This window comes from Dietzia psychralcaliphila (assembly GCF_003096095.1).
GTDB classification, from domain to species: domain Bacteria; phylum Actinomycetota; class Actinomycetes; order Mycobacteriales; family Mycobacteriaceae; genus Dietzia; species Dietzia psychralcaliphila.
The window spans coordinates 1,041,193-1,066,089 of sequence record NZ_CP015453.1; the positions used below are offsets into that span (position 1 = coordinate 1,041,193).

Consider the following 24,897-nt stretch of genomic DNA (forward strand, 5'->3'; position numbering starts at 1 on the left):
ACAATCTGCGGCGTGTCACTGGCCGGCCCGGCGCACGAAAATGCTAGGTATCCCCGATTTCGCTTGACCTCAGCGATTCGCATGTGTGTAATCACAGGTGTGTCATTCGTATCCGAGCGGCACCCGGGCCGGGCGGACGCACGAGCGACGAGCAACGTAACACGAGGGGATGACCGTGGATCGACAGTCACGCACCGCAGCGGGACCCGAATTGACCCTGGTCGACTTCGGCAGCAGTGCGCTCTTCGTGGAGGACGAGGAGGAGAGCTGGCAGGACCGGGCTCTCTGTTCCCAGACCGATCCCGAGGCGTTCTTCCCGGAGAAGGGTGGCTCGACCCGAGAGGCCAAGAAGATCTGCACGGGGTGTGAGGTCAAGGCGGAGTGCCTCGAGTACGCACTGGCCAACGATGAGCGCTTCGGGATCTGGGGCGGACTGTCCGAGCGTGAGCGGCGACGGATCAAGCGCGAGGCCGTGATGTGAGTCCGTTCCGGACCGACCCGTCCGGGGGCCTCGGCGGCCGCTGAAGAACGAGTCGTCTCGACAACTGAGTGATCTCGGTACTGAGAGATCTCGGTACTGAGAGATCTCGGTACCGGGCCACCTCGACCCCGGGCCCTGCTCCCCATGCCTGACCATCCTGCGGGATGGTCAGTTGTCGTTGGGGCCGGCCTCGACCTCGTCCGGTGAGATCTCGAGGTGTTGAGAGACGAGTTCCACCAAGACCGAGTAGACCAGGTCACGCAGGTCGTCCCCGCCCGGCGCCCGGCGGGTGAGGGGCCTGCGGAACAGGACCAGCCGCGCCCGCGTGGGCTGGCCGGCCCGGTCCACCCCGGCGGGGACCAGCCGGGCGAGCGGGACCAGTCCGTCCGCCACGACCTCCTCCGGCCACGTCTCACCGGGCTTCAGGCGCATCCTCGGGACCATGTCCACGGCGAGGTCCAGATGCACCAGGCGGGAATGCCAGTGCTGGTCGATCTCGGCGAACGCCTCGAGCGCGGCGGCGTCGAACTCGGCGGCACGGCTCCGCCACCGGGGGACCTCCGGGGGCAGGATCGGGCCGCGCGGGCCGTGCCCGCGTCGGGCCGCGCGTCGGGAGGTCACGACCCGGGGGCCGCGGCGTCCGGGGTCGCCGGGGAAGTCCCGGACAGAGATCCGGCTGCCCGCACACACGTCGTTCTGGCCGGCGCCCGGGATCGCGTTCCCTGTCGGCGGCCGTCCGGGGACCGGTGCGGTGGGGGTCATGACGCGAGGGTAGCCGTCGTCTCCCGGGCTCCGCGGTACCGACGCGGCGGGTCGCGGCGCACACGGCAGCCGCTCGGGACTACCCTGGGGCCTCGTGAGTGAGAACCGTCGTTGCTGCCGCCCGGGGTGCCCCAATCGTGCGGTCGCCACGCTCACCTACGTCTACGCGGACTCGACGGCCGTCGTCGGCCCGCTCCCGGCGATCCGGGAGCCGCACTCGTGGGATCTCTGCGCAGCGCACGCCCTGCGCATCACCGCCCCCCGCGGCTGGGAACTGGTGCGCCATCCCGACATCGACGCATCCGCCGAGGACTCCGACCTCACCGCCCTGTTGGACGCCGTGGCCGGCGGGCCGGTCGGCGGCCGGAGGGCGGGTGCGGCCCTGGTGGACGCGGACCGGCTACGGCGGTTGGGGGTCTCCGACCCCGGGCCCGTGCTCGCCGCGGCCCCGGTGGAGCCGTCCGGTAGCCGCCCCCACCTGCGGGTGGTCCCCAACGCCCCGGACCGCGACGAGGCCCCGTCGGCGAGGCCCGCTGACGGCGCCCGGGAGCCGGGCCCCGGCCTCGGCTGACCGTGCTCCGGGCGCCCGCGCCCGCAAGCGTCGGACCGGGCGGGAACCCGGCGGGTAGGGTCGACTGATGACACCGTCCGACCGCCTCTCATCCCTGGAGCAGCACGTGGCACGCAGCGCCGAGTCCGTCCGAGCAGTCATCAAGGCCTACGACGTCCGAGGCGTCGTGGGTGAGCAGATCGACGAGGACTTCGTCCGTGAGGTCGGCGCATCGTTCGCCCGCCTGATGCGGTCGGAGGGCGCGGAGACCGTGGTCGTCGGCCACGACATGCGCGACTCCTCCCCGACCCTGTCCCAGGCGTTCGGGGACGGCGTCACCGCGCAGGGCCTGGACGTGGTGACGATCGGTCTCGCGTCCACCGACCAGCTCTACTACGCCTCGGGGCTCATCGACTGCCCGGGCGCCATGTTCACCGCCAGCCACAACCCGGCCCGGTACAACGGCATCAAGCTGTGCCGTGCGGGCGCCAAGCCGGTCGGTCAGGAATCCGGGCTGGGCGAGATCTCGGACGGGCTGGTCGAGGGCGTCCCGGCGTACGACGGGACGCCCGGCACGGTCTCCGAGCGCGACGTCCTCGACGGTTACGGTGCGTACCTGCGTGAACTGGTCGACCTGTCGGGCATCCGCCAGCTCAAGGTGGCCGTCGACGCCGGCAACGGGATGGGCGGTCACACGGTGCCCGCGGTGCTCAGCGGGCTGCCCCTCGAGATCGTCCCCCTGTACTTCGAGCTCGACGGCAACTTCCCCAATCACGAGGCCAATCCGCTCGAGCCGGCCAACCTGGTGGACCTCCAGGCGTTGGTCCGTGAGAGCGGGGCGGACATCGGACTCGCCTTCGACGGCGACGCCGACCGCTGCTTCGTGGTGGACGAGCGGGGCGAGCCCGTCGCCCCGTCGGCCATCACCGCGCTGGTCGCCGGGCGCGAGCTCGACAAGGAACCCGGCGCCTCCATCATCTACAACCTCATCACCTCCCGGGCCGTCCCCGAACTGGTCGAGGAGAAGGGCGGGGTCGCCGTCCGCACCCGGGTGGGCCACAGCTTCATCAAGGCGCAGATGGCGGACACCGGTGCGATCTTCGGCGGCGAGCACTCGGCGCACTACTACTTCCGCGACTTCTGGGGTGCCGACTCGGGCATGCTCGCCGCGATGCACACGCTCGCCGCCCTGGGGGAACAGAACTCGCCGCTCTCGGAGGTCATGGCCGAGTACACCAGGTACGCCGCGTCGGGGGAGATCAACTCCACCCTGGACTCGGCCGAGGAGCAGGTCGCGCGCATGGAGCAGGTCATCGAGGCGTTCTCCGGCCGCGCCGCGTCGGTGGACCGACTCGACGGCGTGACCGTCGACCTCGGGGACGGCGCCTGGTTCAACCTCCGGGCCTCCAACACCGAACCGCTGCTGCGCCTCAACGCGGAGGCGCCCACCAGGGAGGACGTCGCCGCGGTGGTCGACGAAGTCCTCGCGATCGTCCGTGCCTGACCTGACCAGCGACACCGGGGCGGGTCGGGTCGACCTGGACGACGCCGAGGCCCTCCGTTCCTCCGACGCCACCGGGGCCCTGCTCCACGCGTCGATGGCCGGGGCCCAACTCCGTGCGGTCGCGACGGCAGTCGACTCGGGGGCGCTGGACGCGCTCGCCGGGTTCCGTCCCCGGGCTCTCGTGTGGGTCTCCGGGCGCTCGGACCGGGCTCGGCACGCCGCCGGCGTGGTCACCGCCCTCTGCGAGGTCGTCGGAGGAGCCTCCGTCCCGCCGCTGGTCCACGCCCACACGCTCCCCACCTGGGTCGGGGCTCTGGACGTCGTCCTGGTCTCGGGCGACGACGCCGGCGACCGTGACCTCGCGTCCGCCGTCGAGACCGCCGCCAACCGGGGCGCGGCCGTCGTGGTGGACGTGCCGAGGGAGGGCCCGGTGGGCGAATCGGGAGGGGGCCGGGCCACCTGGCTCCCGCCGCTCCCGTACCTGCCGCCGCACCGCGGGGTCCTGCACCACCTGGCCGCGGGGATGGCGGTCCTGAGCGCCCTCGGCGTACCGGGGTTGGACGTCGGCGCGGCCGCGGACGCGGTCGACGTCGAACTCGAGGGGCTGGGGCCCGATCTCGCGACGCCGGTCAACCCGGCCAAGCTCCTCGCCACCTCGGTCGCCGGCTCGGACCCGCTCGTCTGGATCCACTCGGATCCGCTGTCCGCGGCCTACTGCGACCGGGCCGTGGCCGCGTTCTGCGATGCCGGCCGGGTGACGGCGTCCTCCTCCGTCACGGACGCGGTCCGGTCCCAGGCCGAGCGCGCCCGGGGACTGCCCGCCGTGGACCCCCTCGCGAGCCTCTTCCACGACGACGAACTGGACGGTGCGCGGGAGGACAGGACCATCAGGCACCTCGGTATGGTGTTGAGCGCGGACGAGGAGTTCGTCAGGCTGGCGGCGGGGGCGCTCGCGGACGTCGAGTGGATATCCGACCGTGGTCGGGACACGGTCGGCACCGCACCGGCACCGTTGAGCGGAAAGGTGGCGGCGCTCATGGCACGGACCGAACTCTCCGCCGCGTACCTTCTGGTGGGGGGGCTCTAGATCCGTGGTGGCTCTCAGCCCGGTCGTCCAGGCGTACGCGTGGGGCTCCCGGACCGCGCTCCCCGAGTTGTGCGGGACGGTCTCCCCGGCCCCCCACCCGGTGGCCGAGCACTGGTTCGGCGCCCACGACTCCGGCTCGTCCCTCTGCGCCGACGGGCGGGGGTTGGACGAGCGGATCGCCGCCGACCCCGAGGGTGAGCTCGGTGCCCGGGTGGCTGCGGAGCACGGGGGCGGGTTGCCGTTCCTGGTCAAGCTCCTGTCCGCCGAGCAGGCGCTCTCGCTCCAGGCGCACCCGTCCCCGGAGAAGGCGAGGGAGGGGTTCGCCGCGGAGGACGCGCGTGGCATCGCCGTCCACGCCCCGGACCGCAACTACCGCGACGCCAACCACAAGCCCGAGATCCTCGTGGCGCTGACCGAGTTCCACGCGTTGGTGGGTTTCCGACCCGTGTCCCGGACGGTGGCACTGCTCGACGCCCTCGACGTGCCGGCGCTGCGCCCCTACCGCGACATGCTGGACGGACAGCCGGACGCGGAGGGCCTCCGCGCGGTGTTCACGACCTTCGTGACGATGCCGCACATGGCGCTGGAGACGGTGGTGGCGGACCTGGTCACCGGCGCCGTGGGCTACCTCACCGCACAGGGGGTGGCCGGCGCGTGGTCGAACGAGGCCACCACCGTGGTGGAGCTCGCCGAGCGGTATCCCACGGACCCCGGTGTCCTGGGCGCACTGCTGCTCAACCGGGTGGTCCTCCGACCGGGACAGGCCGTCTACCTGGGACCCGGTCAGCTCCACGCCTATCTCCGCGGGGTGGGGGTGGAGGTCATGGCCAACTCGGACAACGTCCTGCGCGGTGGTCTGACGCCCAAACACGTCGACGTCCCGGAGCTGATGCGGGTACTCGAGTTCGACCCGCTGGCGGACCCCACGGTGCGGCCGGTACCGGCCGACCGCGGGATCCCCGGTGAGATGGACTACCCCACGCCCGAGCCCGACTTCGCGCTCTCGCGCATCGTGGTGCCCGCGGCCTCCGCTCCCGTGCGCTACCACCCTGATGGTCCCGAGGTCCTGCTGTGCACCTCCGGGCGGTTGTGCGTGTCCGAGAACGGAGCCACGGAGACCCTGGGGCCCGGACACGCGGTGTGGGTGCCCGCCTCGACGCCCGGGGTGGTGCTGGACGCCGCCGACGGGGCCACCGTCTTCCGCACCCGCGTCGGTGATCCGGTGACGGGGACGCGGCAGCGGTAGACCGCCCCGGCAGGGTGCCCGCTAGTGTGGTGCGGAAGTCTATTCCCCACAAAGAGGAGCTGGTCGCACACATGTCTGCTGATCTCCAGGTGCAGTCCGTCAACGGTGTCGAGTTCAAGGTGGCGGATCTGTCGCTGGCGGAGGCGGGCCGCAAGCAGATCCGTCTGGCCGAGCACGAGATGCCCGGTCTGATGGCGCTGCGTGAGGAGTACGCGGCGGAGCAGCCGCTGGCGGGCGCCCGGATCGCCGGCTCGATCCACATGACGGTGCAGACCGCCGTGTTGATCGAGACGTTGACCTCGCTCGGCGCGGAGGTCCGCTGGGCCTCGTGCAACATCTTCTCCACCCAGGACGAGGCGGCCGCCGCGGTCGTGGTGGGCCCCGAGGGCAGCCCCGAGGCGCCGTCGGGCGTGCCGGTGTTCGCGTGGAAGGGCGAGACGCTCGCCGAGTACTGGTGGTGCACCGAGCAGATCATGACGTGGCCCGACACCGAGCCCAACATGATCCTCGACGACGGTGGCGACGCCACCATGCTCGTGATCAAGGGCAAGGAGTTCGAGCAGGCGGGCGCCGTGCCGTCGGACGACTCCGCCTGGTCGGCGGAGGAGAAGGTCTTCCACGCACTGCTGCGCGAGTCGGTCCCGGCGCACCCGGGCAAGTACACGGCCATCGCCGACGCGGTCCAGGGCGTCACCGAGGAGACCACCACCGGCGTGCACCGTCTCTACCACTTCCACTCCGAGGGCGTGCTGCCGTTCCCGGCGATCAACGTCAACGACGCGGTCACCAAGAGCAAGTTCGACAACAAGTACGGCACCCGCCACTCCCTGCTGGACGGCATCAATCGCGGCACCGACGCCCTCATCGGCGGCAAGAAGGCCCTGGTGTGCGGTTACGGCGACGTGGGCAAGGGGTGCGCCGAGGCGCTGGCCGGCCAGGGCGCGCGCGTCCAGGTCACCGAGATCGACCCCATCAACGCCCTGCAGGCCCTCATGGACGGTTTCGACGTGGTGACGGTCGACGAGGCCATCGGGAACGCCGACATCATCATCACGGCCACGGGAAACAAGGACATCATCACCTTCGACCACATGAAGCGGATGAAGGACAAGGCGATCCTTGGCAACATCGGCCACTTCGACAACGAGATCGACATGGCGGGCCTGGAGTCGGCGGCGGACGTCACCCGGATCAACATCAAGCCGCAGGTCGACGAGTTCGTCTTCGACTCCGACGGCCGGTCGATCATCGTGCTGTCGGAGGGTCGACTGCTCAACCTGGGCAACGCCACCGGTCACCCGTCCTTCGTGATGTCCAACAGCTTCTCCGATCAGGTCATCGCCCAGATCGAGTTGTTCAGCAAGGCCGACCAGTACCCGATCGGGGTCCACCTGCTGCCGAAGATCCTCGACGAGAAGGTCGCGCGCCTGCACGTCGAGGCACTCGGTGGTTCGCTCACCAAGCTCGCGAAGGACCAGGCCGAGTACATCGGCGTGGACGTCGAGGGCCCGTACAAGCCCGAGCACTACCGGTACTGAGCCGGCCCGAAGGTGGTCGCGCGGCTGGTCGTCGTCGAGGGACTCGACGGCGCGGGAAAGAACACCCTGACGACCGCCCTGGTCGGTGAGCTCAGCGACCGGGGCGTGTCCGTCGGGCGCCTCGCGTTCCCCCGGTACGGCACTCTGCACGCCGACCTGGCCGCCGACGCACTGCACGGCGGCCAGGCCGGCACCGCGGACTCGCCGCACGCGATGGCGCTGCTGTTCGCCCTGGACAGGCACGCGGCCCTCGATCAACTCGGTGAGCTGAGGACCTCGCACGACGTGGTCCTGCTCGACCGGTACGTGGCCTCCAACGCCGCGTACACGGCGGCCCGGCTCGGCCCCGGCCGGGAGACGGAGGTGCTCCACTGGATCGGCGAACTCGAGTTCGACCGGCTCGGACTGCCACTGCCGGACCTGCAGATCCTGCTGGACACACCCACCGCGTTGGCAGCCGAGAGGGCGGGGTCCCGGGAGACGACGGACCCGGGTCGGACCCGGGACCGCTACGAGAGGGACGCGACCCTCCAGGCCGCGACGGGGGAGGCCTACCGTCGGCTCGCCGCCTCCGGTTGGCGGTCGCCCTGGCGGGTGCTGGGAGTGGACCCCGACGTGCGGGGGTTGGCGGACCACGTCGTCGGTCGCTGAGTCGTGGTCGGCCCCTGATTTCCCGGGCACCGAGCCGAGCCGTGGGACCGGCCCGTCGGTGCGGCCGGGTAAGGTCTTCATGGACACACGCCGACACACACGCCGACACAAGTGGTGACAATGACCCCGAAGATCCTCGTCGTCGACGACGACGCCGCACTGGCAGAGATGCTCACCATCGTCCTGCGGGGCGAGGGGTTCGAGACCGAGGTCGTGGGCGACGGCGTCCAGGCCATCGAGACCTTCCGTGCGGTCCAACCCGATCTGGTCCTGCTGGACCTCATGCTTCCGGGCAGGAGCGGGATCGACGTGTGTCGGGACATCCGCGGGGAGTCGAGGGTGCCGATCGTCATGCTCACGGCCAAGACGGACACCGTCGACGTGGTCCTGGGCTTGGAGTCCGGCGCGGACGACTACATCATGAAGCCGTTCAAGCCCAAGGAGTTGGTGGCCCGGATCCGGGCCCGGCTGCGTCGTGGGGAGGACGAGCCGAGCGAACTCCTGCACATCGGTGACGTGACCATCGATGTCCCCGCACACACCGTGACGCGTGACGGCACGCCGATCCCGCTCACCCCGCTGGAGTTCGACCTACTGGTGGAGCTAGCCCGGAAGCCCCGCCAGGTCTTCACCCGCGAGGTCCTCCTCGAGCACGTCTGGGGCTACCGCCACTCGGCGGACACGCGCCTGGTCAACGTCCACGTCCAGCGCCTGCGGGCGAAGATCGAGAAGGACCCGGAGAACCCCGAGGTCGTCCTCACCGTGCGCGGCGTCGGTTACAAGGCCGGCCCGGTCTCGTGACCGCACGTCGCACGGACGACGCGGCGGCGTCCTCCGGCGACGAGGGCGACACCCGCGACACCATGGACGCGGCCGACTCGACGTCGACCCTCCGGGAACGGATCCGGGACCTGGACCTCTCGGTCCTGGGGCTCCGGTTCGCGCGCCTGTGGCGGCGGTCCCTCCAGCTCCGGGTGGTCACCTCGACCCTGGCGCTGTCCATGGGCGTGATCCTCACGATCGCGTTCATGCTGCAGAGCCAGATGGCCGCGCAGCTGCTGTCGACCAAGCTGGACGCCGCGGTCGAGCAGGCCGGCAGGCTCCGGGTGACCGTCGAGGCGCAGATCGCGGCGACCGACGAGGGGACCAGCGAGCAGTCCCGACTCGACCAGGCGCGCAGCGCACTGGGGGAGCGGGGCATCGCCTCGGACGGTGAATCGGTCCACGCCGGCACCTTCGACCCGATCCTGGTGGTGCCCGACCAGACCGGCCGCGGGCAGGTCGTCAGCCCGGCGAACTCGCAGGTACCGCCGGAGCTGCAGTCGCTGGTCCAGCGGGGTCGTGTCGCCTACCAGTACGTCACCGTGGACTTCCGGGGCGAGCCCGCCAAGGCGCTGATCATCGGCACCCCGACGGACTCGTCGATACCGGGCCTCGAGCTCTACCTGGTCTATCCGCTCATCGCCGAGGAACAGACCCTCGGGATCATGCGCGGGATCGTCGCGACCGCCGGGTTGGCGATCATCGTGCTCAGCGCGGCGATCGCGTGGATGGTCGCGCGGCAGGTGGTGCTGCCGGTCCGGCAGGCGGCGTCGATCGCGCAACGGTTCGCCAACGGTCACCTCAAGGAACGGATGGTGATCCGGGGAGAGGACGACGTCGCCCGGCTGGCGATGGCGTTCAACGACATGGCGCAGAGCCTGTCCGACCAGATCACGCAGCTGGAGGAGTTCGGCGACCTCCAGAAGCGCTTCACGTCGGACGTCTCGCACGAGCTGCGCACCCCGCTCACCACCGTCCGCATGGCGGCGGACATCATCTCCGACTCCGCCGGACACCTGGATGCCCCGACCAAGCGTGCCGTGGAGTTGCTGGAGTCCGAGCTCGACCGGTTCGAGAGCCTGCTCACGGATCTCCTGGAGGTGTCCCGCCACGACGCCGGCATGGCGGAGCTGTCGGTGACCGCGTTGGACGTGCGGGGGGCGGTCGAGGACGCGGTGTCGACCGTGTCGCACATCGCCGAGTCCGCGGGCGTACAGGTCGAGCTGGACATGCCGGCCGAGGCGGTGGTGGCCGAGGTGGACTCCCGCCGGGTCGAGCGCATCCTGCGCAACCTGGTGGCCAACGCACTCGACCACTCGGAGTCCAAGCCCGTCCGGGTCACCCTCCGTGGGTCCGACGCAGCCCTCGCGGTCTCGGTACGCGACCACGGCGTGGGGCTCAAGCCGGGCGAGGAGTCGCTGGTGTTCAACCGCTTCTGGCGGGCGGATCCCTCGCGGGTCCGCCGATCGGGCGGGACCGGGCTCGGTCTGGCGATCGCGCTCGAGGACGCCAAACTGCACGGCGGTCGCCTGGACTGCTGGGGCAGCCCGGGTGAGGGCTCGTGTTTCCGCCTGACCATCCCCCGGCGCCACGGGGGCACGCTCACCTCGAGCCCGTTGCCGCTGACGCCGGATGATGAGGCGCGTCTCGTGCGGACCGGTTCGCCGACACCGCTGGACCGCGTCCCCGGGACCGAGGAGGCCCGGTCGTGAACCGCGCTCGGGCACTCGTCGCCGCGGTGGCGGTGGTCTGCGTGGCCGCTCTCGGTGCCACCGGATGCGCGACGCTGCCCTCGTCGTCGTCCCCTCAGGTCATCGACACCTTCTCGCCGTCCGGGGCCGGTCTGGCCGTCCCCACCCCGGTGCCCGACCAGGAGCCGGACCTCCTCGTCCGGGACTTCCTCAAGGCGGCCGCGATCGCCGACCAGCGACACGCGGCGGCCCGCCAGTTCCTCACCCCGGAGGCGGCGGAGAACTGGGACGATTCCGCGGAGACCACGATCGTGTTGCGCGCGGATCTCAGCGCCGAGGGCGGCAGGGGCGCGGACAGCGCCGAGTACACGCTCCGCGCCGAGAAGGTCGGATCACTCGACCCCGGCGGCATCTTCAGGGAGGACGTGGGGCAACTCGAGGTGACGATCGGACTCGCCCGGCAGGACGGCCAGTGGCGCATCGACCAGCTGCCCCCGGGGGTCGTGATCGAACGGACCGAGTTCGTCTCCACCTACGCCCAGCGTGATCTGTTCTTCCTCACCGGTTCCGGGGACTCACTGGTCCCCGACACGCGGTGGACGGCCGCGGACCGGACCGACCTGGGTTTCTCCCTGGTCAACCTGCTGGCCACCGGTCCCCGGCCGGGGATCGGGAACTCCGTCCTGTCCCGGGTCCCGACCTCGGTGTCGGTCCGCCCCGACGAGGCCGCGGACGGGGGGGCCGGAACCGCCATCGACTTCACCGGTCTGCCGGTGCTGAGCAGCCAGGCCACCACGCAGTTCGCCGCCCAGGTCGTGTGGACCCTGGCCCGCGCGGACGTCCCCGGCCCGTACCGGCTCGAACGGGACGGCGCGCCCCTCGACGAACGCTACGTCGACGGGTGGACGACCGAGGACGTCATGTCGTTCGACCCGTATCCGCCTGTGGAGCCCATGGAATATGCGCTCACCGCCGCCGACGGCCTGGTCCGGCTCGAGGGGGCCGGCGCGCGACCGGCCGGAGGGCCCTGGTCGCAGGTCCGTGGCGGACGGAGCGCGACCATGTCCCACGACGGGAGATTGCTGGCAGTCATCGCCGGTCAGGACCGCGCGGGGCCCCAGAGGGTGCTGATCGGGGCGATCGACGGCGAGCCGGCCGAGGCGCTCACCGCCCGGACCCTGACCGGACCCACGTTCCACCCCGTGGACGGACGGGCGTGGGTGATGGCCGACGACTCCAGGCTGGTGCGGATCGGAGCGGGAGGTGACCCCCCGTCGGTCCAGGAGATGGACGGCGCCCCGATCCGTGCCCTGGGGTCGCGGGTCACGGGGCTGCGGATCGACCAGTCCGGGGCCCAGTTGGCCGTGGTCGTCGACGGCAAGGTGTTCATCGGCGCGCTGTCGGCCGAGACCGGGCAGCCGCTGGCCGGCACGTTCCGTCAGATCGGCCGGGCGTTGGGGGAGTCGGCCACCGTCGTGGCGTGGCGGGACCGGTCGACGATCGTCGTGGGTCGGGACACCAGCGAGGCGCCGGTGACCACGATCACCGTGGACGGTGCGATGACCGAGCCGTTGTCCCAGCGCAACATCGCCGGGCCGGTCACCGCGATCGCCGCCGCGGGCCGCGAGGTGTACGTGGTGGACCAGCGGTCCCTCCTGAGACTCGACACGGCGGCCGAGACCGGTGACCGATACTGGCGGGAGATCAACGGACTGGCCGCCATCCGGGCGGACCCGGTCGTCGCGGGCTGACCCGGTGCCGACGGGGACCGGCGGGAGGCGTCAGCGCCCACGTGAGCCGGGCTGGGCGGCGGCGCTTGTGGACCTCGTGGTCCCCCTCGAGTGCGCGGGCTGCGGGCGTGCCCGTGAGCGGTGGTGCGGGCGGTGCGCGCTGACGCTGGCCGGGGTCCCGCTACACGTTCGGACCCGCGCGGACCTCCGGGTGCCCGTGTGGGCGTTGGCCCGACACACCGGCCCCGCGGCCCGCGCTGTGTCCGCGTACAAGGACCGTGGCCGCCCTGATCTCGCGTCACCGATCGGCGCCGCCCTCGCCGCCGGGATCGATGCCCTCAGGGCGGCGGGCGAGTTGCCGGAGGCCTCCGAGCGGCCGACGGTGCTCGTCCCCGCACCGGCGTCCGCCCGGGCCCGCCGTCGGCGCGGGTTCGACCACGTCCGCGAGGTCGTGGACGTCCTGGCGGCCGAGTTGGCGGGGTCGGTCCCGGGAGGGGCCGTGGCCGTGGCCCCGGTGCTCGAGGTCCGGGGGCGGGTCCGGGACGCCGCCGGGCTGGACGCGCGTGCGAGGACGGACAATCTGTCGGGCCGGATCCGGCGACGGCCCGAGGGCACCCCGCTGCGGGCCTCGCCCGGAGCGCCGTCGACGGTCGCCGCTCTGCTGGCGACCCCGTCGACGATCCTGGTGGTGGACGACGTCGTGACGACGGGTGCCACGGCGGCCGCGTGCGTCGGGGTCCTGGGGGAGGGGGGCCTGCGCGTGGACGGTGTCCTCGGTGTCACCGCCGCGTGAAGACTCCGGTGACTTCCGGACGACTTGTGGCTACTGCGGTCCGGTGCCCAGACGACCGGGTATCGTGGAGTTCGGACGGGGTTCACCAGCGCGTTCGTTGAAATTAGCCGGTGGTGTTCCACGTCCGGAGAGTATCCACTCAGCCATGTGGGTTGGCCCCTCGACCGGGGTCCCGGGCAGCTGCCGGGCCGGTCGCAGAGGTCCGCCGCAGGCCCGATGAGGAGGAGCTTCGATGGCGAAGACCCCCGCAGTCCTGCTCGACCCCGCCACCTTCGACGGTCCGTTGACCGACGACCCCGGTGCCCCTGATGCGCAGGTGACCATCAAGGGCCGGAACGTCGAGGTCCCGGACCACTTCGCGACCCGGATCCACACCAAGCTCGCGAAGATCGAGAAGATCTCGCCGGCGATCACCCGGTTCGACGTGGTCCTGTTGCACGAGAAGAACCCACGCCTGGCCAAGGCGAGTCAGCGGATCGAGATCACCCTCAAGGGCAAGCCGGGTGTCGCCCGCGCGGAGGCCGCGGAGGACACCTTCTACGCCGCCCTGGAGTCGGCGGTCGCCAAGCTCGAGCGCCAGATGCGCAAGGCGCGCACCCGCCGGAAGATCAGCCATTCCGGGCATCGTCGACCGCAGTCGGTCGCCGAGGCGACAGCGGAGCTCGCGCCCGAGGCGGCACCGGCCGAGGTCATGGACGAGTACGCGGACGGGGTCGACGACCAGCTCCCCGGTCAGATCGTGCGCCGCAAGGAGCACGACGGGACCCCGATGTCGGTCGACGAGGCACTGGAGAAGATGGAGCTCGTGGGTCACGACTTCTACCTCTTCCGGGATGCCGAGTCGGGACACGCCACCGTCGTCTACCGGCGGCACGCGTTCGACTACGGGCTCATCACGCTGACTGACTGAGGCCTGACGGTCGCACTCCACTTGCTCCGGGGGCGGTCCGGTCCACATGGACCGGGCCGCCCTCGGCGTGTATCCGCGGCCGGTAGCACCTAGGATGAACCGAGGACCCGCGTGGCACCCGCGCAGGTAGCCAGATTTCCCGACCAACCCGACCACGAGGACGTTCGAGACTGTGTCCATCCTTTCCAAGCTGCTCCGAGCCGGCGAAGGTCGAAAGCTCAAGCGGTACAGCGCTCTCGCCGAATACGTGGACACACTGTCCGACCAGACGGAGAAGCTGACCGACGACGAGCTCCGCGCCAAGACCGACGAGTTCAAGGGTCGGTTGGCCGAGGGTGAGACGCTGGACGACCTCCTCCCCGAGGCGTTCGCGGTGGCCCGTGAGGCCGCCTACCGGGTCCTCGGGCAGCGGCCGTACAAGGTGCAGATCGTCGGCGCCATCGTCCTGCACACCGGAGCGGTGGCGGAGATGAAGACCGGTGAGGGCAAGACCCTGACCTGTGTGCTCCCCGCGTACCTCAACGCCCTGTCGGGCGAGGGCGTCCACGTGGTCACGGTCAACGACTACCTGGCCAAGCGCGACGCGGAATGGATGGGCCGCGTCCACCGTTTCCTCGGACTGTCCGTGGGCGCGATCCTCGGTGGGATGACCCCGGCTCAGCGCCGGGAGTCCTACGCCGCCGACATCACCTACGGCACCAACAACGAGTTCGGTTTCGACTACCTCCGCGACAACATGGCCCACGACACCGCGGAGCTGGTCCAGCGGGGCCACCACTACGCGATCGTCGACGAGGTCGACTCGATCCTGATCGACGAGGCGCGGACCCCGCTCATCATCTCCGGCCCCGCCGACGGATCGAGCAAGTGGTACGCGGAGTTCGCCCGCATCGCCCCGCTTCTCGAGGAGGGCACGCACTACGAGGTCGACCGCAAGAAGCGCACGATCGGCGTGACCGAGCCGGGTGTCGAGTTCGTGGAGGACCAGCTCGGGATCGACAACCTCTACGAGGCGGCGAACTCGCCGCTGGTGAGCTACCTGAACAACTCCATCAAGGCCAAGGAGCTGTTCACCAAGGACAAGGACTACATCGTCCGCGACGGCAACGTGATCATCGTCGACGAGTTCACGGGGCGCGTGCTCGACGGCCGCCGCTACAACGAGGGCATGCACCAGGCCATCGAGGCCAAGGAGACGGTGGAGATCAAGGCAGAGAACCAGACGCTCGCCACCATCACGCTGCAGAACTACTTCCGCCTCTACGAGAAGCTGGCCGGCATGACCGGCACGGCCGAGACCGAGGCCGCCGAGCTCTACTCGATCTACAAGCTCGAGGTCATGCCCATCCCGACCAACCGGCCGATGGCGCGCGAGGACCAGGCAGACCTCATCTACAAGACCGAGGAGTCCAAGTTCTCCGCTGTCGTGGAGGACATCTCCGAGCGCGTCGAGAAGAAGCAACCGGTCCTCGTGGGAACCGCGTCCGTCGAGCGCAGTGAGCACCTGTCCAAGCTGCTCACCCGCAAGGGCGTCAAGCACCACGTGCTCAACGCGAAGTTCCACGCGTCGGAGGCCCAGATCATCGCCCAGGCCGGCCGCCCGGGTGCGGTCACCGTGGCGACCAACATGGCCGGTCGTGGTACCGACATCGTGCTCGGTGGCAACCCGGACATCATCGCCGACCTCAATCTCCGTGAGCGGGGACTGAACCCGGTGGACACCCCGGAGGAGTACGAGGAGGCGTGGGACGCCGAGATCGAGCGCATGCGCAAGCTCAGCAAGCAGGAGGCGGAGCGCGTCCGCGAGGCGGGCGGTCTCTACGTCCTCGGGACCGAGCGGCACGACTCACGGCGCATCGACAACCAGCTGCGCGGGCGTTCGGGCCGCCAGGGCGACCCGGGTGAGTCCCGCTTCTACCTGTCTCTCGGCGACGAGCTCATGCGCCGGTTCAACGGGGCCGCCGTCGAGGCGATCATGAACCGGTTGAGCCTGCCCGATGACGTACCGATCGAGGCCGGGATGGTCTCGCGGGCCGTCAAGAACGCCCAGACCCAGGTCGAGTCGCAGAACTTCGAGATCCGCAAGGACGTCCTCAAGTACGACGAGGTGATGAACCAGCAGCGCACGGTCATCTACGGCGAGCGCAAGCGGATCCTCGAGGGCGAGGACATCACCGACCAGGTCGAGTCGATGATCTATCAGGTGGTCAGCGCCTATGTCGACGGTGCGGCCGCCGAAGGGTACGTCGAGGACTGGGACCTGGACAAGCTGTGGGACGCCCTGGGCCAGCTGTACCCGGTCTCGATCACCGCGCAGTCGGTCATCGACGGCGACGAGTACGGGGCGCCGGGTGACCTGTCCGCCAAGAATCTCAAGGACGCGATCCTCGACGACGTCTTCGCCCGATACGACGACCGCGAGTCCGAGATCGAGGGCATCGGTGGCGAGGGTGCCATGCGCCAGCTGGAGCGCTCGATCATGCTGCAGGTCCTGGACCGCAAGTGGCGCGAGCACCTCTACGAGATGGACTACCTCAAGGAGGGCATCGGGCTGCGGGCCATGGCCCAGCGCGACCCCCTGGTCGAGTACCAGCGCGAGGGCTACGACATGTTCGCGGCGATGATGGACGGGGTGCGCGAGGAGACAGTCGCGTTCCTGTTCAACGTCAAGGTCGAGGCCTCCCCCCAGCAGAAGACGCTGGCGGCCCCCTCCGCGGCGCAGGCGGCTTCTCTCGCCGGCGCCAACCCGATCCTGCAGGCCGCGGGCACGGGCCGCGACGTCAGCGATGACCAGATGCAGTTCTCGGGCCCGTCGGAGACGGGGGAGGCGCAGCTCGTCGACGAGGGCGTCCCCGCGAACCGGGCCGAGCGTCGTTCCCAGGAACGGCAGGACCGGCTCGAGCGTCGCGAGCGGGCCGCGAAGATCGCGGCTCGCGGGCGCAAGGACTGAACGACCGGGACGCCGGACGGACCGGGGGCCGTGCAGGCCCTAGACCAACCGTAGGGCCGTGCAGGTCGCCCCGGTATCGGTGACCCGGATGCGGGCCGCGACTGCGAACAGTCGCGGCCCGCGGGCGTAGGTGGCGCACACCTCGTACTCGGAGGTTCCACAGGTCTGTGACCCGTGGGGACCCCGGGTTGCGGGGGCCCCGGGGTCGGCGGTGTTGATGTGGAGGCGGTGGATCCGGGCCGGCCCGAGGTCCCGGCCCGGGACGCCTCCGCGGGCCAGCGTCCTGAGCATCTCGACGAGGTGCGGTGGGAACGCGCCCCGTGTGTGGTGCGGGGCGCGCTTCCGGTCGACCACCTCGAGGGCCATGATCACCAGGGCGTGGGCCGCCCGCCTCGCGGGGACCGGCACCGCGTCCTCGGGTTCCGGCACCGGCACCGGCACCGCGACCCGGGTGCCCGGCGGGTCGTGCCGGCGCCCACCCGGACCGGGCTCGGTCGAGGGGAGGGGCCGGACCCTGTACTCGTCGTACGGCACCTCCCGGGACGGCGCCTCCCGGGACGGCGCGGAGCGACCGGTCGACGGCGGTGACACGGGTGTCGGGGCCATGTGTTCTCCTGCTCCCTCCTGCGACGACCGGGCCGGTCTCGCGTCCTTCTACCCCCTATGACGCGCGGGGACGGACAGTCGGTTCCGGCTCCGCTACTGCACTGTCGACGGGCGTTGCCTAGGCTGTCCCCATGCGAGGACTGATTGTCGACTACTTCGGGGTGCTGGACGGCACGGATGAGGATCGCGAGAGCTGGCGGGAGATCCTCAGCGGGGCGCGGGCCAACGACGTGCGCCTGGCGGTCCTCAGCAACGAGCCCGAGGGGCCGGGGGCCGATCGGGTGCGTGAGGACGCCCGCGCCTACGGGATCGAACACGTGGTGCTCAGCGGCGTGACCGGGGTGGAGAAGCCGGAGCCCGAGGCGTTCCTCGAGGCGGCGCGCCGGCTCGATCTCGAGCCCCGTGAGTGCGTGATGGTCGACGACGCCATCGAGAACGTCCTCGGCGCCGTCCAGACCGGCATGATCGGCGTCTTCTACCAGGTGTTCGACCGTGCGGCCGTGGAGATCCGGGGACTGCTCGGACTGGACGAGGCGGTCTGACCCGTGGCGACCAGGCTGGCGACGGCGGACGCGGATCTGCTCCTCGGGGACGCCACCCGATCGCGGAGTCGGCATTCGTGTTCCCTCGCGCTCGTCGCCCGTGACGAGCCGTGGGACATCGACCGTGTCATGGAGTTCGTCGACGCCCGACTGGCCGACGCCCCCAGGTTCCGCCAGCGCATCCGATACGTCCCGTTCGGGCTCGCGCGAGCGGTCTGGGTCGACGACCCGGACTTCGACCTGAGCTTCCACGTCCGCAGGTCCGCCCTGCCGGCGCCGGGGGGGATGCGTCAGCTCGCCGATCTGGTGGCCAGGCTGGTCGACCGCCCGCTCGAGCCCGGCCGACCCCTGTGGGAGCTCTACCTCATCGAGGGCCTCGCCGACGGGCGGCTGGCGATCCTCACCAAGACCCATCACGTCCTCCTGGGCGGCCCCAACGCCGTGGACCTCGCGCAGGTGCTCATGACCGACGAGAGGGCGTCGGCGGACGTGGACGAGGTCGCAACCTGGACCCCCGTCCCGTCGCCCGGCGACGGCGTGCTCGTCCTGGACGCGCTCATCACCATCGCTACGGACCCGTTGGAGCTGGTGCGCCGATCCGCACGCCTGGTCAACGCGGTCGAGCGGGCCAGTCGTGGTCTGGTCGGGGCCGCGAGTCTGACGGTCCTGCGTCCACCCGGGGGGCTCTCGGAGATGTTCCGCACCTCCCGGCCCCGGGGCAGCCGCGTGGGACTGGCCTCGTTCCCCCTGGACCAGGCGCGGGCGATCGCGAGGGAACACGGCTGCAAGGTCAACGACGTGGTCTTGGCCGTCCTGTGCGGGGCGCTGCGCTCGTGGATCCTCTCCTGCGGCCACCCGCTGTCGACGTCGGACACGCTCCGCGCGATCGTGCCGATGGCCGTGTCCTCGGAGAACGGACCGGCTGAGGCGGAGGGTTCGGATGTCTCCGTCGAGGCGACCTCCGCCGAGATCGCCTCCGCCCTCATCGGGATGCCGGTGGGGGAGCCCAATCCGCGGATGCGGCTCGCGCAGATCTCCAGGGAGACCGCCACCCAGCGGCACCCCAGGCAGGCGGTGGGCGCCAAGTCGCTGGCCCGACTCTCCGGCTTCGCCCCGCCCACCCTGCACGCGTTGGGCTCCCGTGCGGCGATCATGTTGCCGTCGGACAGCTACGACCTGGTGGTCACCAACGCGCCCGGGCCACAGCACAAGATGTTCTGGGGCGACGGCGAGCTCGCCGAGGTCTACCCCGTTCCCGCGTTGCTCGACGGTCAGGCGCTGGCCGTGTCGATGAGCAGCTATTCGGGAATTGTCTACTGCGGTTTCACGGCGGACCGCCAGGCGGTCCCGGACGTCGAGGAGATCGGCGAGCTCATCTCGTCGGCACTGGACGAGCTCACCGGTACCGCCCGCTGACCGTCACCGCTCACCCGAGGAAGGCACCACCATGCGTCTGTTCATCCCTGCCACGCTCGCGATGCTGGAGACCCTGCTCGACGGTGGGGAGATGCCCGTGCGCAGCGCGACCGCGTTCGCGGCGACCCCCGCACTCGTCGAGTCGTACGCCCAGGGGGACACGGAGGAGATCGAGCACGTGGCGTTCCTCGAGGCCGCACGTGCCTCCCTCCGATTGCTGGGGGGTGAGATCGACGCCGGGGCCGCGCACGATGCGCACCCGTACCGCCGGGTGGTGGTGAGCGTGGACGTCCCCGACGCGGACGCGGAGCCGCGGCCGGACCTGGACACCGCGGTCGTGCGCCTGACCCGGGGGACCGTGACGATGGCCGAGGTCGCGGCCGTCCACGTGGACCTCGCGGGTGCGGCCGGGCCCGTCGAGGCCGCGGTCGAGGCGGTGGATCGCGCCGACCTGGGGGACGAGGACGCGGAACTCACCGTGGGGGACGCGCTCGACCTCGATCTCGCCTGGTACGACGCCGCGGAACTACCGTTCCTGTTGAATCTGCTCTGAGAATCCCGGAGAGTCGACCCGGTTACCGGGATCACGCCCGGGCGGCATCCCCCAGACGCTAACCTTCGCTACCGTAGGTTCATCTCCGGCACCGTCGGCCCGGTCCTCGGGTCGCCAGGTTCCCGGTCCCAAGGAGGCACCAGTGACCGAGTCGAACAGCGGACTCAACCGTGTACTGCGGGCAGCGGCCGCGCGGGTTCCCGAACCACGGGCCGCGCACCGGTTCCTGAACCGCCTCACGCACCCGCTCCGGGTGGACGACTACTCGTCGCTCATCTATCCGCTGTGGTCCTCGCGAGAGCTCCGCGGGGAAGTGGTCACGGTGCGCCGTGAGGCCGAGGACACCGTCACTCTCGTCATCAAGCCCGGGTGGGGCGCCACCCCGCACTACCAGCCGGGTCAGTACCTGGGTATCGGCGTCCTCCTCGACGGTCGCTGGACCTGGCGTTCGTACTCCCTGACCTCCGCGCCCACCACCGGGCGCGGTGAGTACTCGGTGACGGTCAAGGCCCTGCCCGAGGGGCTGCTCAGTAACCACATCGTCGGCACCGTCGAACCCGGCACGATCGTCCGCCTCGCGGCGCCGGCGGGGGACTTCCACCTGCCCACACCGACCCCGTCCAAGTTGATGTTCGTCACCGCCGGGTCGGGCATCACCCCGGTCATGGGCATGCTCCGGTCCCTGGACCGTCGTTCGGTCACCGAGCCGTTCCCGGACGTCGTCCACGTGCACTCGGTACGCGAGCGGGACGACGCGCTCTTCTACGACGAGTTGCGCGCCCTCGAGAAGACCCAGCCCGGGTACGTCCTGCACCTGCGGGTCACCAGTGAGGAGGGCCGCATCGACTCCCGCCAGATGTCCGCCCTGGTCCCCGACTGGTCGGAGCGGCCGACCTGGGCGTGCGGGCCCAATGCGATGCTCGACGAGCTCGACGAGCACTTCGACGCCACCGGCCGCGAGGACCTCCACGTGGAGCGCTTCACGGTCAACCGGGACGCCGGGGCCTCGGGCGGGACCGTGACGTTCGGCTCGACCGGCAAGACCGTCGAGCTGGACGGCGCCACCACCATCCTCGAGGGCGGCGAGAAGGTGGGCGTGCAGATGCCGTTCGGCTGCCGGATGGGCATCTGCCAGACCTGCGTCGTGGGACTCGACGAGGGCCATGTCCGAGATCTGCGCAACGGGACGGATCACGGACCCGGCGAACGGATCCAGACGTGCATCTCGGTGGCGTTGGGAGACGTCGAGCTCAAGCTCTGAGCCCACGCGGGCTACGTCAGTCCTGATCCGTTCCCAGCGCCCACTGGTCGTTGGACTGCAGGACGCCGAGCAGCTCGCGGACCGCGAGGGCGCGGCGATGTGCGGCGGGGTCGGTGACGGCGTCGAAACTGCACTCGGGGTCCGCGGGCGGTCCCTGGTGGGTGCAGCCCCGGGGACAGTCCTGCGCGATCTCGTGCAGGTCCGAGAACGACGCCACCACGTCGTCGGGGGACACGTGCGCGAGGCCGAAGCTGCGGATCCCCGGGGTGTCCACCACCCAGCCGCCCGTCCCGAGTGCCAGGGCCACCGACTGGGTGGACGTGTGCCTCCCCTTGCCCACCCCGGAGACCACGCCGGTGGCCCGGTGGGCGTCGGGGATCAGCCGGTTGACGAGCGTGGACTTGCCGACCCCCGAGTGGCCGATCATGGCGGAGATCCGGCCGTCGATCCGCTCGTGTAGCGCGTCCAGGTCGTCGTCGATCCCCGTTGTGAGCACGGGGACGTCGAGCGCCTCGAACTCGGCGGCGAAGACCGACGGGTCGTCGAGATCCCCCTTGGTCAGGCAGAGCACCGGTGTCAACCCTCCGGTGTAAGCCGCCACGAGAGCACGGGCGACGAAGCCGGCCCGCGGCGGGGGGTCCGCGACCGCGACCACGATCAGCAGCAGTTCGGCGTTCGCCACCACCACCCGCTCGTACGGGTCGGAGTCGTCGGCGGTCCGGCGCAGCACCGTGCTCCGGTCCTCCACCCGGACGATCCTCGACAGGGTGTCCCGGGTACCGGTGAGGTCGCCCACCACGCCGACGTGGTCACCCACGACGATCGGTGTACGGCCCAGCTCCCGGGCCCGCATGGTGACGATCCGGGTGCCGGCGACGTGGTCCGGGCCGTCGTCCAGGAGCACACACCCCCACCGGCCGCGGTCGACGCTGACCACCATCGCGGCCGCGGCGTCGGAATGGGTCGGCCGGCGTTTGGTGCGTGGCCTGGATCCCTTTCCCGGCCGGAAACGGATGTCGGACTCGTCCCAGCCGCGCGCGTCGCTGCCGCCCCGCCTGCCAGCCATGGCCTTACGTCATCCGCCCGGCGAGCATCTCGGCCCACATCGTGGTGAACCCGGGCATGGTCTTGGCGGTGGAGTCGATGTCGTCCACCTCGACGCCCGGGACGACCAGTCCGACGATGGCGCCGGCGGTGGCCATACGGTGGTCGGCGTAGGCGCGCCACGGTGCACCGTGGAGGGGGGCGGGCGTGATCTCGAGGCCGTCATCGAGTTCGGTGACCCCGCAGCCCACGGCGGTGAGTTCGGCGGCGAGCGCGGCGAGCCGATCGGTCTCGTGGCCGCGCAGGTGCGCGATCCCGGTCAGCCGCGAGGGGCCGGTGGCGAGCGCGCACAGTGCGGCGACCGTGGGGGTGAGTTCACCGATGGCCGACAGGTCCAGGTCGACGGGGGACAGTCGTTCGGGCCCCACGACGACGAGGGTTCCGTGGTCCGCCCCGTCAGCGGTCTCGAGCGTGACGGAGGCGCCCATGTCCCGGAGGATCCCGCGGATGGCGTCCCCGGGCTGAGTGGTGGAGACCGGCCAACGCGGGACGCGCACGGTCCCTCCGGTGACGGCGGCCGCGGCCAGGAACGGGGTGGCATTGGACAGGTCGGGTTCCACCACCCGGTCGACGGCGGAGATCGGACCGGGCGCCACGCGCCAGGACGACGCGGTGGGGTGCTCGACGGACACTCCGGATTCCCGCAGCATCGCCAGCGTCATCTCGATGTGCGGGCCGGACGGGACGCCGGACCTGCCCACGTGGACCAACTCCAGCCCGTCGTCGAACCGCGCGGCGGAGAGCAGGAGGCCGGAGACGAACTGCGACGACGCGGAGGCGTCCATCTCGACCCGGCCGCCACGCACGGAGCCCGCTCCGGAGACGGAGAACGGGAGGCTGTCCCCGGTGACGTCGGCGCCCAGTGCACGCAGTGCGTCCAGGACAGTGGCCTGGGGGCGCACCCTCGCGGCCGGGTCGCCGTCGAAGGTCGAGGTGCCCGTGGCGAGTGCGGCCACCGGGGGCACGAACCGCATGACGGTCCCGGCCAGGCCGCACTCCACGTCCGCCCCGTGCAACCGCCCCGGCGTGACGACCAGCTCGGTGTCGCCCGGCGCGAGCGGCCCCGACGGGCCCTCGATCCGGGTGCCGAGCGCGGTGAGCGCCCCGATCATCAGGTCGGTGTCCCGGCTGCGCAGGGTCCCGCTCACCCGGGCGGGGGCGTCGGCCAGCGCAGCCAGGACGAGGGCCCGGTTGGTCAGCGACTTGGACCCGGGTACCGGGACCACGGCGTGGACGGGCGTGCCGGCGACAGGAGCGTTCCAATGACTCACCTGGTCATTGTCGCCCATCGACCCCGATCCCGCCCGGTCCGGGTGGGAGGATGGTCCGCATGTGTGGACGGTTCTCGCTCTCCTCGGATCCGGCGCGGCTCGCGGTGGAGCTCGACGCCGTCGACGAGGCGTCCGCACCGCCCCCGGGGCTGTGGCCCGACCAGGCCCCGGGCTCGCCGCGGTTCAACATCGCGCCCACCACCACCATCCCGGCCCTCGTCCTGGACTCCCCGCGCGAACGCCTCGACGACCCCGCGGCCTCCCGGCGGATCCTGCGCTCGATGCGCTGGGGCCTGGTCCCGTCGTGGGCCAGGGATCCGGGGAAGCTACCGACGCTCTTCAACGCGCGGGTCGAGACGGCGTTCGAGAAGCCTTCGTTCCGCTCCGCCGTGGCCAGGCGGCACTGCGTGATCCCGATGGACGGCTGGTACGAGTGGGTGCCGGGCGAGCCCGCGGTGCCGGGCGGGAGGGCGGGGCCCAAGCAGCCCTTCCACATGAGTCTGCCTGGCGATCAGGGCCTGCTCATGGCCGGTCTGTGGGAGGCGCGGCGCGATCCGGGGGACGAGACCGTCACGCAGCTGTCGTGCACGATCCTCACCACCGAGGCGCTGGGACCCCTGCGCCGGGTCCACGACCGGATGCCACTGGTGGTGCACCCCGCCGTGGTGTCGGACTGGCTCGACCCCTCGGTGATCGGAGACCCCCGGGCCCTGGTCGCCGGGGCCGGCGGCGACCTGGGGCAGTGGGCCGAGTCGGTGGAGATCAGGCCCGTCTCACGCGCGGTATCCAATGTCCGGAACGAGGGCCCGGAACTGGTCCGGCCGGTGGACCCGACCGCCGGCATGCTCTTCTAGCGCGGTCACCGGGAGGCGATCGCCGCCGTCGTGGCACCCGTGAGGTCGACGAGGTCGGCGGGCGCGAGTTCGATCTCCCACCCGCGACGGCCGGCACTGCACAGGATCGTGGGGTGATCCAACGCGGAACGGTCGACCACGGTCGCCAGAGGCCTCTTCTGGCCAAGGGGAGACACCCCGCCGACCACGTACCCGGTGGTCTTCTCCGCGACGTCGACGGGCGCGAGCGAGACCTTTCCACAGGACAGTGCGGCGGCGGCCGCCTTGAGGTCCAGCCTCGCCGTGACCGGCAGGACCGCGACCGCCAGTGGGGTCCGCGTTCCGGCCGGTGGTCGGGCGGTGGCGAGCACGAGCGTCTTGAGGACCCTGGCGGCGTCGACCCCGAGTCGCTCGCCCATCACGCGCGCGGCCTCGTCGCCGAACGCCCCGCCGGCCGTCTCGTAGGTGTGCACCGCGTGGTCGACCCCGGCGGCCCGGAGGGCGGCGATCGCGGGGGTCGCCGCAGAGTCGGACCTGCCCTGTTTCACGCGCTTCCCGTTCATCCTCCCGAGCCTAGTGACGAGGCCGGCCGGAAT

Annotated in this window: 23 protein-coding genes; 18 read left to right on the forward strand and 5 right to left on the reverse strand. The window is 71.2% G+C overall.

The window, feature by feature from the left end:
* Positions 1-169 precede the first annotated feature (169 nt).
* A complete protein-coding gene (locus tag A6048_RS04665) occupies positions 170-481 on the forward strand; it encodes a WhiB family transcriptional regulator (RefSeq protein ID WP_107748569.1) in 312 nt (103 codons plus the stop codon).
* 168 nt (positions 482-649) lie between these two features.
* Here the strand turns inward: A6048_RS04665 and A6048_RS04670 are convergent, their stop codons facing one another.
* Entirely contained in the window at positions 650-1,102 is a 453-nt protein-coding gene (locus A6048_RS04670) for a metallopeptidase family protein (protein WP_107748712.1), read from the reverse strand.
* Between the two features lie 235 nt (positions 1,103-1,337).
* Between A6048_RS04670 and A6048_RS04675 the strand changes: the two genes are divergently transcribed.
* The 12 genes from A6048_RS04675 (at position 1,338) to secA (ending at position 16,715) form a co-directional block, all read left to right on the forward strand.
* Complete coding sequence (locus A6048_RS04675) at positions 1,338-1,814, forward strand: DUF3499 domain-containing protein (protein ID WP_107748568.1); 477 nt, start codon at positions 1,338-1,340, stop codon at positions 1,812-1,814.
* Between the two features lie 106 nt (positions 1,815-1,920).
* A complete protein-coding gene (locus A6048_RS04680; RefSeq protein WP_107748711.1) occupies positions 1,921-3,297 on the forward strand; it encodes a phosphomannomutase/phosphoglucomutase in 1,377 nt (458 codons plus the stop codon).
* Positions 3,290-4,384 carry a hypothetical protein gene (locus A6048_RS04685; RefSeq protein WP_107748567.1) on the forward strand — a complete coding sequence of 365 codons (1,095 nt, stop codon included), beginning with the start codon at positions 3,290-3,292 and terminating at the stop codon, positions 4,382-4,384. Before A6048_RS04680 ends, A6048_RS04685 begins: the two co-directional genes overlap by 8 nt.
* A 4-nt stretch (positions 4,385-4,388) precedes the next feature.
* Positions 4,389-5,630: a mannose-6-phosphate isomerase, class I gene (manA, locus tag A6048_RS04690; RefSeq protein ID WP_107748566.1), complete on the forward strand. Its 1,242-nt coding sequence runs from the start codon at positions 4,389-4,391 to the stop codon at positions 5,628-5,630.
* Between the two features lie 71 nt (positions 5,631-5,701).
* Positions 5,702-7,168: an adenosylhomocysteinase gene (gene ahcY / locus A6048_RS04695; RefSeq protein WP_107748565.1), complete on the forward strand. Its 1,467-nt coding sequence runs from the start codon at positions 5,702-5,704 to the stop codon at positions 7,166-7,168.
* A gap of 12 nt (positions 7,169-7,180) precedes the next feature.
* Positions 7,181-7,819 (forward strand): dTMP kinase, encoded by a 639-nt coding sequence (locus tag A6048_RS04700; protein ID WP_107748564.1) that lies wholly within the window; start codon positions 7,181-7,183, stop codon positions 7,817-7,819.
* Positions 7,820-7,939: 120 nt separating this feature from the next.
* Positions 7,940-8,620, forward strand: a complete 681-nt coding sequence (gene mtrA / locus A6048_RS04705) for an MtrAB system response regulator MtrA (RefSeq protein ID WP_107748563.1) — start codon at positions 7,940-7,942, stop codon at positions 8,618-8,620.
* Entirely contained in the window at positions 8,617-10,353 is a 1,737-nt protein-coding gene (gene mtrB / locus A6048_RS04710) for an MtrAB system histidine kinase MtrB (RefSeq protein WP_107748562.1), read from the forward strand. The genes mtrA and mtrB overlap by 4 nt, the downstream gene beginning before the upstream one ends.
* Positions 10,350-12,083, forward strand: a complete 1,734-nt coding sequence (locus A6048_RS04715) for an LpqB family beta-propeller domain-containing protein (RefSeq protein WP_107748561.1) — start codon at positions 10,350-10,352, stop codon at positions 12,081-12,083. The genes mtrB and A6048_RS04715 overlap by 4 nt, the downstream gene beginning before the upstream one ends.
* A gap of 76 nt (positions 12,084-12,159) precedes the next feature.
* Positions 12,160-12,855: a ComF family protein gene (locus tag A6048_RS04720; RefSeq protein WP_244911054.1), complete on the forward strand. Its 696-nt coding sequence runs from the start codon at positions 12,160-12,162 to the stop codon at positions 12,853-12,855.
* 232 nt (positions 12,856-13,087) lie between these two features.
* The gene (gene hpf, locus A6048_RS04725; protein ID WP_107748560.1) at positions 13,088-13,765 is read left to right on the forward strand and encodes a ribosome hibernation-promoting factor, HPF/YfiA family; all 678 of its coding nucleotides are present in this window, start codon (positions 13,088-13,090) and stop codon (positions 13,763-13,765) included.
* Between the two features lie 172 nt (positions 13,766-13,937).
* A complete protein-coding gene (secA, locus tag A6048_RS04730; RefSeq protein ID WP_107748559.1) occupies positions 13,938-16,715 on the forward strand; it encodes a preprotein translocase subunit SecA in 2,778 nt (925 codons plus the stop codon).
* 39 nt (positions 16,716-16,754) lie between these two features.
* Here the strand turns inward: secA and A6048_RS04735 are convergent, their stop codons facing one another.
* Positions 16,755-17,321, reverse strand: a complete 567-nt coding sequence (locus A6048_RS04735) for an Rv3235 family protein (protein ID WP_244911055.1) — start codon at positions 17,319-17,321, stop codon at positions 16,755-16,757.
* A 131-nt stretch (positions 17,322-17,452) separates the two neighbouring features.
* Between A6048_RS04735 and A6048_RS04740 the strand changes: the two genes are divergently transcribed.
* The 4 genes from A6048_RS04740 (at position 17,453) to A6048_RS04755 (ending at position 21,093) form a co-directional block, all read left to right on the forward strand.
* The gene (locus A6048_RS04740) at positions 17,453-17,863 is read left to right on the forward strand and encodes an HAD family hydrolase (RefSeq protein WP_107748558.1); all 411 of its coding nucleotides are present in this window, start codon (positions 17,453-17,455) and stop codon (positions 17,861-17,863) included.
* Positions 17,864-17,866: 3 nt separating this feature from the next.
* A complete protein-coding gene (locus tag A6048_RS04745; protein WP_107748557.1) occupies positions 17,867-19,279 on the forward strand; it encodes a wax ester/triacylglycerol synthase family O-acyltransferase in 1,413 nt (470 codons plus the stop codon).
* 31 nt (positions 19,280-19,310) lie between these two features.
* Entirely contained in the window at positions 19,311-19,832 is a 522-nt protein-coding gene (locus A6048_RS04750; RefSeq protein WP_107748556.1) for a DUF6912 family protein, read from the forward strand.
* A 142-nt stretch (positions 19,833-19,974) separates the two neighbouring features.
* Entirely contained in the window at positions 19,975-21,093 is a 1,119-nt protein-coding gene (locus A6048_RS04755; protein ID WP_107748555.1) for a ferredoxin reductase, read from the forward strand.
* 16 nt (positions 21,094-21,109) lie between these two features.
* On the opposite strand, the gene rsgA is transcribed toward A6048_RS04755, so the two are convergent.
* Together rsgA and aroA are read right to left on the reverse strand one after the other, a co-directional pair.
* On the reverse strand, positions 21,110-22,159 hold the full coding sequence (gene rsgA, locus A6048_RS04760; RefSeq protein ID WP_107748554.1) for a ribosome small subunit-dependent GTPase A: 1,050 nt from the start codon (positions 22,157-22,159) through the stop codon (positions 21,110-21,112).
* Positions 22,160-22,163: 4 nt separating this feature from the next.
* Positions 22,164-23,486, reverse strand: coding sequence for a 3-phosphoshikimate 1-carboxyvinyltransferase (gene aroA / locus A6048_RS04765; protein ID WP_107748553.1), 1,323 nt, complete (start codon positions 23,484-23,486; stop codon positions 22,164-22,166).
* A 41-nt stretch (positions 23,487-23,527) separates the two neighbouring features.
* Between aroA and A6048_RS04770 the strand changes: the two genes are divergently transcribed.
* Positions 23,528-24,322 (forward strand): SOS response-associated peptidase, encoded by a 795-nt coding sequence (locus A6048_RS04770; protein WP_107748552.1) that lies wholly within the window; start codon positions 23,528-23,530, stop codon positions 24,320-24,322.
* A gap of 5 nt (positions 24,323-24,327) precedes the next feature.
* Here A6048_RS04770 and A6048_RS04775 read toward each other — a convergent pair whose 3' ends face one another.
* Positions 24,328-24,864: an aminoacyl-tRNA deacylase gene (locus A6048_RS04775; protein ID WP_107748551.1), complete on the reverse strand. Its 537-nt coding sequence runs from the start codon at positions 24,862-24,864 to the stop codon at positions 24,328-24,330.
* Between the last annotated feature and the right edge of the window lie 33 nt (positions 24,865-24,897).